Source organism: Duganella sp. 1411 (assembly GCF_017833525.1).
Lineage (GTDB): Bacteria > Pseudomonadota > Gammaproteobacteria > Burkholderiales > Burkholderiaceae_D > Rugamonas.
Genome location: NZ_JAFICD010000001.1, coordinates 167,153 through 181,443, shown reverse-complemented (window position 1 = coordinate 181,443; position 14,291 = coordinate 167,153). Strand labels below are relative to the sequence as shown.

Annotated in this window: 10 protein-coding genes; 5 read left to right on the top strand and 5 right to left on the bottom strand. The window is 68.2% G+C overall.

The features are described 5' to 3' along the window. Positions 1-54: 54 nt before the first annotated feature. The 3 genes from JOD97_RS00690 to JOD97_RS00680 all read right to left on the bottom strand — a co-directional run bounded on the left by JOD97_RS00690 (position 55) and on the right by JOD97_RS00680 (position 2,427). The gene (locus JOD97_RS00690; RefSeq protein ID WP_209712723.1) at positions 55-1,470 is read right to left on the bottom strand and encodes a PA domain-containing protein; all 1,416 of its coding nucleotides are present in this window, start codon (positions 1,468-1,470) and stop codon (positions 55-57) included. Next, positions 1,457-1,885 (bottom strand): post-PEP-CTERM-1 domain-containing protein, encoded by a 429-nt coding sequence (locus JOD97_RS00685; protein ID WP_209712722.1) that lies wholly within the window; start codon positions 1,883-1,885, stop codon positions 1,457-1,459. The genes JOD97_RS00690 and JOD97_RS00685 overlap by 14 nt, the downstream gene beginning before the upstream one ends. A 152-nt stretch (positions 1,886-2,037) precedes the next feature. After that, positions 2,038-2,427: an OsmC family protein gene (locus JOD97_RS00680; RefSeq protein ID WP_209712721.1), complete on the bottom strand. Its 390-nt coding sequence runs from the start codon at positions 2,425-2,427 to the stop codon at positions 2,038-2,040. A 223-nt stretch (positions 2,428-2,650) separates the two neighbouring features. Between JOD97_RS00680 and JOD97_RS00675 the strand changes: the two genes are divergently transcribed. After that, on the top strand, positions 2,651-4,909 hold the full coding sequence (locus JOD97_RS00675) for an outer membrane beta-barrel family protein (protein ID WP_209712720.1): 2,259 nt from the start codon (positions 2,651-2,653) through the stop codon (positions 4,907-4,909). A gap of 71 nt (positions 4,910-4,980) precedes the next feature. Here JOD97_RS00675 and JOD97_RS00670 read toward each other — a convergent pair whose 3' ends face one another. Next, entirely contained in the window at positions 4,981-6,156 is a 1,176-nt protein-coding gene (locus tag JOD97_RS00670) for a branched-chain amino acid ABC transporter substrate-binding protein (RefSeq protein ID WP_209712719.1), read from the bottom strand. 123 nt (positions 6,157-6,279) lie between these two features. Here JOD97_RS00670 and JOD97_RS00665 point away from each other — a divergent pair, with 123 nt between their 5' ends. From JOD97_RS00665 to JOD97_RS00650, 4 genes are all read left to right on the top strand, one after another. After that, positions 6,280-7,431 carry a pyridoxal phosphate-dependent aminotransferase gene (locus JOD97_RS00665; protein ID WP_209712718.1) on the top strand — a complete coding sequence of 384 codons (1,152 nt, stop codon included), beginning with the start codon at positions 6,280-6,282 and terminating at the stop codon, positions 7,429-7,431. Positions 7,432-7,437: 6 nt separating this feature from the next. Then, positions 7,438-9,642, top strand: coding sequence for an ATP-binding protein (locus tag JOD97_RS00660; protein WP_209712717.1), 2,205 nt, complete (start codon positions 7,438-7,440; stop codon positions 9,640-9,642). Between the two features lie 14 nt (positions 9,643-9,656). Further along, a complete protein-coding gene (locus JOD97_RS00655) occupies positions 9,657-10,985 on the top strand; it encodes a M20/M25/M40 family metallo-hydrolase (RefSeq protein WP_209712716.1) in 1,329 nt (442 codons plus the stop codon). 65 nt (positions 10,986-11,050) lie between these two features. Next, positions 11,051-13,207, top strand: a complete 2,157-nt coding sequence (locus JOD97_RS00650) for a TonB-dependent siderophore receptor (RefSeq protein WP_209712715.1) — start codon at positions 11,051-11,053, stop codon at positions 13,205-13,207. Here the strand turns inward: JOD97_RS00650 and JOD97_RS00645 are convergent. Then, on the bottom strand, positions 13,185-14,177 hold the full coding sequence (locus JOD97_RS00645; protein WP_209712714.1) for an NAD(P)/FAD-dependent oxidoreductase: 993 nt from the start codon (positions 14,175-14,177) through the stop codon (positions 13,185-13,187). The genes JOD97_RS00650 and JOD97_RS00645 overlap by 23 nt on opposite strands. Positions 14,178-14,291: the final 114 nt, after the last annotated feature.

Below are 14,291 nucleotides of genomic sequence, written 5' to 3'. Positions count from 1 at the left end.
GGTATGTACGCCAACGCACCGCCCGGCGGTTTCGGCCGGCCGGCGCGTTCGCGATCACCAGCCTATGTCGCGCAGCAAGGGATACGTCAGGTCGCGCGGCGGTGCGACCGCGTGCGGCTGGTCCTGGTTGATCGCCGGCTCCATCAGCTGGTTGGGAATGGCGCTGATGTCGTAGTGCGACACCGACGACCCTGGCTGATTGGGGTCGGTCGCGTACATCAGCACCCTGCCCGCCAGATCGGTGCCGGCGCGCACGGCCAGATTCACACCCAGGTTGGCGACCAGGCCGGAACGGGTGCGCGAGCGCGTGGCCAGCACCGCCTTCAGCGCCCGGCCGTCCTCCAAGGTGATGCGCACGGCCGGAATGACGATGGCGGGATCGTCGCCGCCCAGGTCCGGCGGCGGCGAGCCGGGCGCGTTGTCGACGATGATCACACCGATGGCGCCGGCGTTCTGCGCATTCTTGACCTTGTCCACGAACGGGCACACGCCGCGGTCGATCAGCGCGATCTTGCCGGCCACCGCGCGCGCGTTGGCCGGCGCCAACGGCGTGCAGGCCAGTCCCGTGTCGGGCGGCGTGTCGACCACCGGCATCACCTCGCCGGTCACGCCCGGACTGGCCAGCGGCGGGCCGAACTGGGCCACGCCCACCCGCTGGATTCCGGCCACGCGGGCCGGCGACAGGATCGTCAGCAACGGCGTGCCGGGCCGCAACACGATGCGCGCCGCGTCGGTGACGACCGGGCCGTTCCAGACCAGCCGGCCGGCGCGGGTGGCCGACGCGGCCCGCTCGGCGTCGCTCATGTCCTTCCACAGCTTGTTGGTGGAATTGTCGAGCAGGAAGTAATCCCAGATGCTGGGGATACCCTGCAGCAGCTCGCCGGTGGCGTCGTCGGTGTAGGTCTGGAAGCCGAGGCCGTGCCCGAACTCGTGCAGCAACACCGCCACCAGATCGACGTTGTCGCCATGGTTGTTGTCCAGGCCGAGATAGAACGGCAAGCCGGTCAGGCATCCCGGCTGGCCGAGGTTGACGTTGAAGCGGGCCCGGATCTCGGGGGTGTCGGGGTCGTTGTCGACGCCCGTCAACTTGTTGGCCTCGGCCTCGCCGTACCAGGCGTTGGTCTGCGGGGCGCCGGGGAAATTGGCGAACACCTGCAACGCGCCGGCCGAACCGAGCACCGCGCCGGTATCGTTGCAGGCCAGGGACTCCCAGGTCGCCAGCACGCGGATCGGCACGCTGCTGTCGAGCGTCGCGCCCCAAATGCTGGCGGCCGCCTGGAAAGCGTTGAGGCGCTGCGCGCCCAAGGTGGTGCCGGCGTTGCCGCCGACGGGCGCCACCGGCGTCGGATCGTTGAAGCCGACGCCGGCCGGATCGCCGTTGACGATGGTGAGGGTGGCGGCGGCCCAGCCGGCCGAGCAGCACAGCATGGCCAAGGCGCCGCAGATGGCGATCAGTTTATTTTTCATCATGGCCTCCCGCCTGGCCTGCCGGTTCGCAAGTCTCGCCCAGTTTGCCGTCGGCATCCTTGTGCGCGACGGCGTGGCGCTGGTGGCGCTCGTCGAGCATGATGGCGACGCCGCCGTTGGGCAGCCGCCTGAGCGACGGCCTCGGCGTGGCGCCCGCGGTGGCGGCGGCGCGGGGCGGGCCGGCCAATGCCGCCGCCTGCTGGGGCGTGGGGCCGGTCAGCTTGCCGGTCGCGGGGTCCTTGTAGGCCATGGCGCCGCCGCCCGGCGGCGCCGCCCGCCCCTGCGCCGGCGGCGCCTGCGCGGCCAGCGTTACGTTGGGAAATTGCATGATGCCGGTGTCGGCCGCTTGCGGCGCGGCGGACGCGCCAAGACTGGCGGCGACGCCGAACAGTCCCGCCAGATGTGTAGTCAGGTTCATATCAAGCCCTTGGGTAAGAACATCAAATCGAACAAAAACCATCGGTATGGCTCAACTTGCCACGGTTAGACGAGGCGAAGCGCGATTTGGTTCCACTTCAGGCCGACAGATTCCCTGATCTGGTTCAACAGCGGGATGGTGGACGGGGTGTGTCAGCCGACGGTCGTATCGATGCGCACGCCGCCCTTGAGCGTCAGCGTCACGGGGGTCTTCTCGGCGATTTCCGCCATGCGGGCGATTTGATCGGCGTCGAGGGCGCCGTGGAAGGTCAGCACGCGCTTGATCCGCAGCGCGCCGTCGGCGTCGGGCGCCAGGTGCAGCGCCACGTCCACCGCCTCCATCGGCCACTGTTTGCGGTCGGCGTACATGCGCAGCGTGATCGCGGTGCAAGCGCCCAACCCGGCCAGCACGAAATCGTAAGGCGCCGGGCCGGTGTTGGCACCGCCGTTGCGGGCCGGCTCGTCGCCGGTCAGCGCGTGGCCGCCGACCTCGATCGCCGTCTGATAAGTATCCCTGCCGATGCGTGCAATACCTTGTGCCATAGTCATTCTCCTTGGCACCATTTTATCGCGCCGGGCACCGGTTCGGGTATGCCGAAGGAGGGACCGGCACGCCGGGCCGTTGCCGCCTAGCCCAGGCCCGTCCTTCACGCAAGCTTCATATTGGTAAAGATTTGTAAATGGAAATAATTGGCGGCGGCCTTCTGTAAAATAGCAGGCTTCCAACGTCGAATAAGACGGCGCCGCCCGGCGGCCCGCCAGCATAATGCAAAAGAAACAAAAGAAACTCCTGTCCCAGTGCCTGACCGGCGGCTCCCTCGGGGTGCTGCTGGCCGCCCCGCTCGGCGCGCTGGCCCAAACCACGGCCGACACCAAGCCGGTCACGGCGAAACCGAAGGAAGCGGCCGTCGTGCCCTCCGTCACCGTCGCCGGCGAACGCCCCACCAACCGCATCGACCGCCAGGTATATGACGTCAAATCCGACGTCTCCAGCACCAACGGCACCGCCGCCGACGCCCTCAACAACGTGCCGTCGGTGGCCGTCGATCCGGATGGCACCGTCTCCTTGCGCGGCAGCACCAATGTGCAGATCCTGGTCGATGGCAAGCCGTCGGCCATGCTGCAGGGCGAGAACCGCGGCGCCGCGCTGCAGGCCATGGGCGCCGACGATATCGAATCGGTCGAGGTCATCAACAACCCCGGCGCCCAGTTCGGCAACGAGGGCGGCGGCGGCCCCATCCTCAACCTGGTGATGCGGCGCAACCGCAAGCCGGGCGGCTTTGCCACCGTCAACGCCAACGCCGGCAAGGACGGCCGCTACAACAGCGCCGTCAACGGCAGCTACAACGAGGGCGCCTGGGGCTTCCAGGGCGGCCTCAACGTGCGGCACGACGGCCGCGACTCGACCGCCGAAGTCAGCCGCGACCGCCTCGATCCGGTCACCGGCCGCTTCGTCCACAGCAGCCAGTCGTCGGTCGGCAAGGGCCTCAACGACATGCTGGGCGCCAACGGCACCTTGAGCTACAACCTCAACCAGACCGACACCTTGACCGCCAGCGCCACCTACAACGGCCGCAGCAACGACCAGCGCGCCACCGACGTCTACGCCAACGGCGCCACCGCCTTCATCCCGGCCAGCGACTACACGCGCTCGACGGTGCGCAACGGCGACAGCAAGAACTATAGCTGGGGCGGACGCTACGACCACAAGGGCGAGCTGCCCGGCGAGACGCTCAAGATCGACCTGCGCGTGTCGTCGTCGGACAACGACAACGACAGCAACTACGCCAACGACTACACCACGCCCGGCATCGCCGACACGCGCGCCTTCCAGCACAGCGACACCACCATCAAGGTGGTCGATTTCACCGGCGACTACGAGCGCCCGCTGTGGGGCGGCTCGGCCAAGGCCGGCTACAAGGCGGCCCGCACCACGAGCACCTTCGACACCTTGTACACCGATATCGATCCGCTGACATCGGTCGCCATCGTCAACCCGGCGCGCAGCAACCGCTTCGAGGTCGACGAGACGGTGTTCGCCTTGTACGGCTCCTACCAGATGCGCCTGAGCGAGAACTGGGGCGCGCTGGCCGGCCTGCGCACCGAATACACCGACATGGACATCCGCCAGATCACAAGCGGCACGGACGACAAGAACAGCTACGTCAACTTCATCCCCAGCCTGTTCGCCACCTACAAGGTCAACGACACGGCCAACCTGCGCTTCGCGTACGCGCGCCGCATCCGCCGCCCCGGCGCCAACGACCTCAATCCCTACCAGGTCTACCGCGATGAATTCAACGTCTCGGCCGGCAATCCGCAGCTGATGCCGACCAAGACCGATTCGTTCGAGGTGGGCTACGAGACCAAGGTGGCCGGCCTGGAGACCAACCTGCGCGCCTACTACCGCGAGGACACCGACGCCATCGTCGACTACCGCTACTTCATCGCCAACAACGTGCTGCTGACCACCAAGCAAAACGGCGAAGGCAGCCACGCCAGCGGGCTGGAATTCACGATCAGCGGCAAACTGCTGCCCACGCTGACGATCAACGGCAGCGGCAACCTGGCGCGCAGCCAGCAACGCACGCAGGACGACACGGGCGCCTACAGCACGCGCACCGCCAATTCGCTGAGCGGGCGGGTGCGCTTGAACTACCAGCTCAGCGCCGCCACCCAGCTGCAGATGGCGCTGCAGATGATGGGCAAGACCTTGTCGGGCCAGGGCTACCGCTCGCCGAACCGCACCCTCAACCTGAGCGCGCGCCAGGCGGTGACGCCGCGACTGAGCCTGGTGGCCACCGTCACCGACGTGTTCAATCAAAACAAGATGGAAACGGTGATCAACAGCGCGACGCTGCGCGAGACCAGCACGCGCCGGTTCGACGGGCGGGTGTTTTATTTGGGATTGTCGTACCGCTTCGGCGGCGCCGGCGGCTCGACGGAGCGCGAAGGCGGCGGTTTCGGTCCGCGCATGGGGCCGGGCGGGCCGGGGCCGGGCGGCGGTCCGCCACCGGGCGCGTAAGCCCCCATCTTGGGCCGCCGGCGGCGCATGCATGGCGGATTACGCTTCGCTAATCCGCCCTACGTGTCTCCTTACTTGACCACCGCCAGCTTGTCGCGGCGGCCGTTCTTGAACGTGTAAATCGTCAGCACGCCATCGCGCACGTCGCCGCGCGCGTCGAACGAGATATTGCCGGTCACGCCCTTGTACTGGATCTTGGCCAGCTCCGGCAGATACCTGGCCGGTTCCGGCGAGCCGGCCTTGCGCATCGCCGCCACCATCGTCATCAGCGCGTCGTAGGTGTACGGCGCGTACGTCTGCACCTCGATCCCATAGCGCTTCTTGTACGCCACGCGGAAATCGGCCATGCCTTTTTCCTGCGACGGCTCGACCCCGCCCGCTTCCGCGCAAATCACCTGGCCGTCGCTCATGGCGTCACCGGCCAACCTCGGCACCGAGTCCGAACACATGCCGTCGCCGCCCATGAACTTGATCGGGATCGCCAGTTGCTTCATCTGGCGCAGCATCGGGCCGGCCACCGCGTCCATGCCGCCGAAGAAAATCATATCCGGCTTGGTGGCCTTGATCGCCGTGAGGATGGCGCTGAAGTCGGTGGCCTTGTCGTTGGTGAACTGGGTCGAGACGATCGCCGATCCGGACGCCGCGCCGCCGCGCTTGACGTTCTTGATGAATTCATCGGCCAGCCCCTTGCCGTAGGCGGTGCGGTCGTCGATGACGGCGATGCGCTTGGCCTTGACGCTTTGCACGGCGTAGCGCGCCAGCGCGGCGCCCAGCTGCTCGTCGTTGGCGATGTTGCGGAAGGCGGTGTTGTAGCGCTGGCGCGTGTATTGCGGATTGCTGGCCGACGGCGAAATCTGCGGGATGCCGGCGTCGTGGTAAATCCGCGAGGCCGGAATGGTGGTGCCGGACGTCTCGTGCCCGATCACGCCCTGCACGCCGGCGTCGGCCAGTTTTTGCGCGACGGCCGTGCCCTGCTTCGGATCGGCGGCGTCGTCTTCCGCCTGCAGCACGATCTTGTATTTTTTGCCGCCGATGACCACTCCTTGGGCATTGAGCTCCTCGACCGCCATGCGGGCGCCGTTCTCGTTGTCCTTGCCCAGGTGGGCGATCGGGCCCGACGTGGCGGCCACGTGGCCGATTTTAATGATGTCCTGCGCCTGTGCGGCCGGCGCCAGGGCCAGGGCCAGCGCGGCGGCGCCGGCGATCGTTGCGGGATTTATTGCGCTTGCTTTTGTTGGGAACTTCATACAATCCTTCATGGTTAACTTGGCAAGGATACCATTCGACACCAGAGCACGCCATCCGTGCGTTGCTCCCGGTATAAGTGCAGTAAAATAATTTATCGAAACAATTGCCTCAGGGATATCAAGATGGAAATTTCCCAACGCATAGCCCGTTCCAGGCCGCTCGCGACGACGGCCATGCACGGCCGGGTCGAGGCGATGAAGGCGGGCGGCGAGGAGGTGATCGATTTTTCCATCGCGATCTCGCATTTCCAGGCCCCTGCGACGGTGCTCGAAGCCGTCAGCGAGGGCTTGCGCCAGCCGGCGCTGGCCTACACCGCCGTCGTCGGCGACGCGGCGGTGCGCGCGCGGCTGGCCGCCAAGCTGGTCAAGGAAAATCGCATCGACGCCACGCCGGCCGACATCCTGGTCACCAACGGCGCCAAACAGGCGCTGTACCAGGCGCTGTACGTGATGGCCGATCCGGGCGACCGGGTCATCATCTTCAAACCGCACTGGCCGGCCTACGTGGCCACCAGCCGCCTGCTGGGGCTGCAACCGGTGCTGGTCGACCTGCCCGACGTCATCACCACCGAGCTGCTCGACTGCCTGCCGCCGGCCGCCATCCTCATCATCAACAACCCGCACAACCCGACCGGCGCGGTGCTCACGCCGGCCGAAATCGACTGCGTCGGCGCGTGGCTCAAGCGCACCGGCACCCGCGCCATCGTCGACGAAAGCTACGAGAAGCTGATCTTCGACGGCGCCCACGTCAGCCTGGCCTCGCGCCCGGACTGGCGCGAACTGGGCGTCGTCACCTTGTTCTCGGCCTCGCAAAGCCACGCGATGATGGGCTGGCGCGCCGGTTTCGCGGTGGCGCCGCCGCAGCTGGTGACGGCCATGGAGACCTTGCAGGGCCCGATCACGGCCGCCGCGCCGATGCTCACCCAACTGGCGCTGGCGGCGGCCTTCGAATCGGACGAGCCGCCCGGCATGATGGCCGATTACCGCGCCCGACGCGACCTGGTGCTCGAGCTGACCGCCGGCCTGCCCTGGCTGACGATGCACGCTCCCGCCTCCGGGCCTTACCTGTGGGCCGACGTCTCGCGGCTGACCATGGACACCAACGCGCTGGCCGAGCGGCTGCTGGCCGAGCGCTCGGTGGCGGTGATGCCGGGCGAGGCGCTGGGCGTGCCGGGCCACATCCGCCTCGGCTACATCTCGGACGACGTGGCCACGCTGCGGCGCGGCGTGCTGTCCATCGTCGAATTCGGCAACGCGCTTTACCGCGCCCACTGAGCCGCTGTGGCCTTCCTCCTTTTTCAACTCAATACGCTGCGCGGCCGGCTGATTTTGCTGGTGGCGCTGGCGATCGCGCCGATCGCCGTAATGACCATCGTCAGCGGCGTGCGCGAACGCGAACACGCCATCCGCGTGGCCGAGGAAAATCTGCAGCGGCTGACCAACCTGGCCGCCGCCAACGAGGCCCAATCGATCGAAAGCGCGCGCCAGATCCTGCGCGACCTGGCCGGCGTGCCCGATCTGACGGGCGACCAGGCCCATTGCAGCCGCCTGCTGGCCGGCATACAGCGGCAAAACCCCGACTACGCCAACTTCGGCCTGATCCAGCTCAACGGCGACGTCACCTGCAGCGCCATCCCGTCCAAGACCCCGGTCAACCTGGGCGACCGCACGCATTTCCGCCGCGCCGTCCATTTGCGCCGTTTCGTCGCCGGCGGCTACGTCTTCGGCCGGGTGATCCAGAAGCACACCGTCAACCTCACCTATCCGCTGCTCGACGAGGGCCAGCAGGTGCAGGCCGTGCTGTTCGCCGCGCTCGACCTGACCAAGCTCGATCGCTTCGTCGCCGATATCCAGCTGCCACCCGGTTCGCTGCTGATGACCGCCGACTCCGAGGGCCTGATCATCGCCCGCAAGCCCCATCCGGAACAATGGTACGGCAAGCAGGTGTGGCCCGAAATGCGCGCGGCGATGGCCGGCGAACCGGGCAAGCCGGTGCTGCTGACCGGGCCGGACGGCGTCGAACGGCTGCACCGCTTCGCCCGCGTCGGCGCCAAGGGGCTGTCGGACTACATCGTCACGATCGGCATCCCGGCCGACGACATCACCCGGGCCGCGCGGCGCGACCAGAAGCTCGACCTGCTGGCGCTGTCGGCGACGCTGATCCTGGCGCTGCTGGCGGCGTGGTTCGTCGGCGACGTGCTGGTGCTGCGCCGGGTCAAGCGGCTGGCCACCACCGCCAACAGCATCGCCTCCGGCTCGCTGGGCGCGCGCAGCGGCATCGCCTACGGCAACGAGGAGATCAGCGAACTGGCGCGCGCGCTCGACGCCATGGCCGCCGCGCTGCAGGAGAAGGAGCTGCAGCACCTGCAGGCCGAGACCCAGCTGCGCCAGGCCGACCAGCGCAAGGACGAATTCCTGGCGATGCTGGCGCACGAGCTGCGCAACCCGCTGGCGCCGATCAGCGCCGGCGCCCAGCTGCTCCAGAGCGGCAACGCCAGCCCGCAGGCGGTCGAGCGCACCGCCGGCATCATCGTGCGCCAGGTCACCCACATGACGCGCCTGGTCGACGACCTGCTCGACGTCTCGCGCGTCACGCGCGGCCTGGTGACGTTGACGCGCGTGCCGCTGAACGTGACCGACGTCATCGCCGACGCCGTCGAACAGGCCGACCCGATGATGCGCGCCAAGCAGCACCGCTTCGAGCTGGCGCTGCCGGAAACGCCGCTGCAAGTCATGGGCGACCATAAACGGCTGGTGCAGGTGCTGGTCAATGTGCTCAACAACGCGGCCAAGTACACGCCGGCCGGCGGCACCATCCGCCTGCAGGTGCGCGCCGAGACGGAGCGGGTCAAGATGATCATCAGCGACAACGGCATCGGCATGTCGGAGGAATTGCGCGGCCGCGTGTTCGAGCTGTTCGCCCAGGCCGACCGCAATCCGGACCGCTCGCAGGGCGGGCTGGGACTGGGGCTGGCGCTGGTCAAGACGCTGGTCGAACTGCACGGCGGGACGGTGGCCGTCGACAGCGGCGGCGACCAGAAAGGCAGCACGTTCACCATCACGCTGCCCGGTTCGGCCGGCCCGCAATCGCCGCCATCGGCCAAGCCGGTGCCCAAGCCGCAAACCAGGCTGCGGGTGCTGGTGGTCGACGATAACATCGACGCCGCCCAAACGCTGCAGCTGCTGCTTGAAACGGTCGGCCACGAGGTCTTCGTGGCCCACACCGCCCACGCCGGGCTGGAGATCGCCCAGGCGATCGGGCCGCAACTGTGCCTGCTCGACATCGGCCTGCCCGACATCAGCGGCAACGACCTGGCGCGCGGACTGCGCCAGCTGCCGCAAACGGCCAACGCCACGCTAGTGGCGGTCACCGGGTACGGCCGCCGCGAGGACAAGGAGCTGGCCAGGGACGCCGGTTTCGACCATTATTTCGTCAAGCCGCTCGATGTCGACGGCTTGCTGGCGGTGATCGCCACCCTCCACTAACCAACAGGACCCCAATGCCCGCAAGCCCCCTGCTGCTCACCATCGCCGCCACCGCCCTGACGCTCGCGCTGCAGGCCCAGGCCCAGGCCCAGGCCCAGAACCAGGCCCAGAACCAGGACCAGGACCGCGGCATGGCGCGCATCGCCGCGCAGCCGGCGGTGAAACAGGCGCTGGCCTATATCGAAAAGAACGAGCCGACCACCACCGCCAACACGCTGGCCATCAACGCCATCCCGGCGCCGACCTTCGCCGAAGGCGCGCGCGCCGCCGACTACCTGGCGCGCATGAAGGCCGCCGGCCTGCGCGACGTGCACCTGGACGACGCGGGCAACGTGCTGGGCACCTGGCGCGGCAGCGGCAAAGGTCCGACCATCGTGCTGGCGGCCCATCTCGACACGGTCTACCCGGCCGGCACCGACCTGACCGTACGCGAAAAGGACGGCCGCCTGTACGCGCCGGGCATCGCCGACAACGCTCGCTCGCTGGCGGCCATGCTCACCATCGTCAACGCCATGCGCGACGCCGGCATCGCCACCGAGGGCGACGTCCTGGTCTGCGCCAACGTCGGCGAGGAAGGCCTGGGCGATCTGAAAGGCGTCAAGCACCTGTTCAACCAACGCAAGGACATCAAGGCCTTCGTCGGCCTGGAACCGGCGCTGGGCGCGGACGGCGACCCGGTCACCCACATCGGTACCGGCAGCCGCCGCTTCAAGGTCACGCTGCGCGGTCCGGGCGGCCATAGCTACGAAGGCTTCGGCCTGCCGTCGGCGGTGCACGCGGCCGGCCGCGCCATCGCCCGCATCGACGAGGTGCGCGTGCCGGCCGAACCCAAGGTCACCTTCAACGTCGGCGTGGTCCAGGGCGGGCAATCGGTCAACAGCATCGCCGCCGAGGCCAGCCTGCTGATCGACATCCGCTCGGCCGACGCGCCCTTGCTGGCCAAGGTCGAACAACAGATCAAGGCGGCGATCCAGCAGGGCGTGGACGACACCAACCAACGCTGGAACAGCAAGGCCATCACCGCCGAGATAAAACTGATCGGCGACCGGCCCGCCGGCCAGATGGCCAAGGATTCGACCATCGTCAAACTGGCGCTGGCGGCGGCCACCGCGCAAGGCCGGCCGGCGGCGCTCGACAGCGCCCACTCCACCGACGCCAACCTGCCGATGAGCCTTGGCATCCCGGCCATCACGATGTCCGGCGGCGGCAGCTCGGGTGGCTACCACTCCGAAAAGAACGAGTGGTGGTCGCCGAAGAATGCCCACACCGGACCGCAGAACGTCATGCTCACCATCCTCGGCCTGGCCGGCGTCCAGGGCGTGGCGCCGCCGGCTATCCCATAAGTGGGAGTGTACAGCTCCGTGGATTTGAATGATAATAACAATCATTCTCATCCACAGACCTTTCCATGCCTCCTGTATTAAAGCCGCTGACGTTGTGCGTCCTCTCCTCGCTGTACGCCCTGCCCTCGCAGGCGCAAACCGAAGCCGAACCGCAAACGGTCGTCATCAGCGCCAGCGCCGACGCCTCGGCTGCCGGGCTGTCGAAAGCATTCGCCGGCGGCCAGGTCGCCAAGGGCGGGCGCGTCGGCCTGCTTGGCAACATGGACAGCATGGACACGCCGTTCAACAGCACCAACTACACGCAACGCTTCATCGAGGACCAGCAGGCGCGCAGCGTGGCCGACGTGCTGCAAAGCGATCCGTCGGTGCGCGTGGCGCGCGGTTTCGGTAATTACCAGGAGCTGTACGTCATTCGCGGCTTTCCCGTGCCTTCGGACGATCTGGCCTACAACGGCTTGAACGGCGTGCTGCCGCGCCAGTACATCGCCGCCGAACTGCTGGAGCGCGTCGAGGTCTTCCGGGGCGCGAACACCTTCCTCAACGGCGCCTCGCCCAGCGGCGGCGGCATCGGCGGCGCCATCAACCTGCTGCCCAAGCGCGCGCCGGTCCAACCGCTGACCGAAATCAGCGCGGGCCTGCAATCGGGCCGGCAAACCCATTTGGCCACCGATATCGCGCGCCGCTTCGGCGACGAGAACCGCGTCGGCGTGCGCTTCAACGCCGTGCAGCGCAAGGGCGGCACCGCCGTCGACGACGAACACCGCGAGCTGCAACTGGCCGCGCTGGGCGCCGACTATCGCGGACGCGGGTTCCGGCTGTCGGCCGACCTGGGTTGGCAGGACAGCCGGATGCGCAACGCCCGCCCGGCCGTCAACGTCGCCGCCGGGCTGGCGGTGCCCGCCGCGCCGGACGGCGGCGCCAACTTCGGCCAGCCGTGGGACTACTCGAGCGAGCGCGATGTCTTCGGCACCCTGCGCGGAGAATGGGACGTGGCCAGGGACGTGGTGGCGTGGGCCTCGTTCGGCGGCCGGCGCGGCCATGAACTCAACCGCCTGGCCAGCACGCTGAACCTGACGGCGGCCACCGGCGCCGGCAACATCCGCCGCTTCGACAACGCCCGCGAGGACCATGTGCAAACCGGCGAACTGGGACTGCGCGCGGCGCTGCGCACCGGTGCCGTGAGCCACAAGCTGGCGCTGACCACCACCGGCTTCGAGCTCGATTCGCGCAACGCCTACGCCACATCGGCCTACCAGGCGACGTCGCTGTACAACCCGGCGGCGCTGGCCTTGCCGCAGTTGACCACATTCGGCAACGCGCTGTCCGATCCGCGCACCACCAACAAGGTCAAGCTGGTCAGCGGCGCGCTGGCCGACAGCATGGGCTTCCTCGACGACCGCGTGCTGCTGACGGTCGGCGTGCGCCACCAACGCATCGGACAACAAGGCTACGCCTACAACACCGGCAAGCAAAACGCCGACTACAGCGAAAGCGCGAACACGCCGATCGCGGCGCTGGTCTACAAGGCGTCGAAACGGCTGTCGCTGTACGCGAACTATATCGAGAGCCTGCAACAAGGCGCGGTGGCCGGATCGACCGCCGTCAACGTCGGCCAGATTTTCGCCCCGTACAAATCGCGCCAGAAGGAAGTGGGCGCGAAGTACGACGGCGGCCGCTTCGGCGCCAACGCCGCGCTGTTCACCACCACCCAGCCACAGGGCGTGCTGGACCCGGCCAGCAAGGTGTTCGGCATCGACGGCGAGCAGCGCAACCGTGGCGCCGAGCTCTCGGCCTTCGGCGAACCGCTGCGCGGCCTGCGCGTGCTGGGCGGCGTGACCTGGCTCGACGCCTCGCAACGGCGCACCGCCGGCGGCCTGACGGACGGCAAGGACGTCATCGGCGTGCCCAAGTCGCAGGTCAATCTGGGCGTCGACTGGGACGTGCCGGGCGTGCCGGGCCTGAGCCTGTCGGCGCGCGCGCTGCATACGGCGTCGCAGGCGGTCAACGCCGCCAACACCCAGAACCTGCCGTCGTGGAACCGGCTTGACGCGGGCGCGCGCTTCGAGATGGATCTGGACGGGCGAACCTACACGCTGCGCGCGCGTGTCGACAATCTGACCGACAAGAGCTACTGGGCCTCGGCCGGCGGCGCGCAGGGCAGCGGCTATCTGGTGCTGGGCGCGCCGCGCAGCCTTTCGCTCACGGCAAGCACGGAGTTTTAGTCAACACCTTGGCGGCCAGCGCCAGTCCACTAAGCCAGGCGTCTTCCACCCGGCCGCCGCCCAGCCAGTCGCCGCACAGGCCCACCCCCACCGCCGGCAGCCACACCGCCTGCCCCGACGACGCCGCGCCGGCCTTGGCGTAACGCCAGCGGTGCGCGGTGACCGCATCCGGCGCCGGCCCGCCGAGCGCCGCAAACGCCTCCAGCAGCAGCGCCGTCACCGTCAATTCGTCGTCCTCGATATGCGCGGCGCTCCACTCGGCGCCGGCCTGCAACACCCACACCTCGCTGCCGGTGCGGCCGGGTTTCGAGCTGTCGCGCGCGATCCAGCGCAGCGGCCCGTCGTTGATGAAAGCGGCGTCGTAGCCCGGCTTGTAGGGACGCGCGAAACGCAGCATCAAGGTCCAACTGGGCAGCATGGCGACCGCGCTCGCCTGCACCGCCGTCAGTGGCAGCAGCGGCTCCAGCAGCGCCGCCGCCTGCGGCGCCGGCACCGCCAGCACCAGCGCGTCGTAAGGCTCGGCGTACAAGCCCTGCTCCTTCGAATGCAGGCGCCAGCCCTCCGCCTCGTGATGCATATGTGTGATGGTAACGCCGCTGTGCACCTGCAGGCCGGCCGCCAGCCAGGCCGCCGGAGCGCTCATGCGCGGCACGCCGACAAAGCGCGCGACACTGTCCGGCTCCACCTTGCCGCCGCCGATAACGGCAATCCTCGGCTCCCACAACGCGGCCACGCCGGCCGCCTCCCAGCGCGCGACCTCGTCGCGGAAGGCGTTGTCGCGCACCGTGAAATACTGTGCACCATGATCGCACTGCCAGCCGTCGGCACGGCGGGTGCTCATGCGGCCGCCGGGTCCGCGCGCCTTCTCGAACAAGGTCACACGGCAGCCCGCGTTTTGCAGATGCCGCGCGCAAGACAAGCCGGCCAACCCGGCCCCGACCACCGCCACGTTAAGGCGCGTATGAGGCATGACAATGACTTCCTTAATAAATTATGACGAGTTCCACGTAGGGCGGATTAGCCGGCACGGCGTAATCCGCCAAGAGCCGCCAACACCGTATCCAAGGCCCGAGTATAAGGAGAA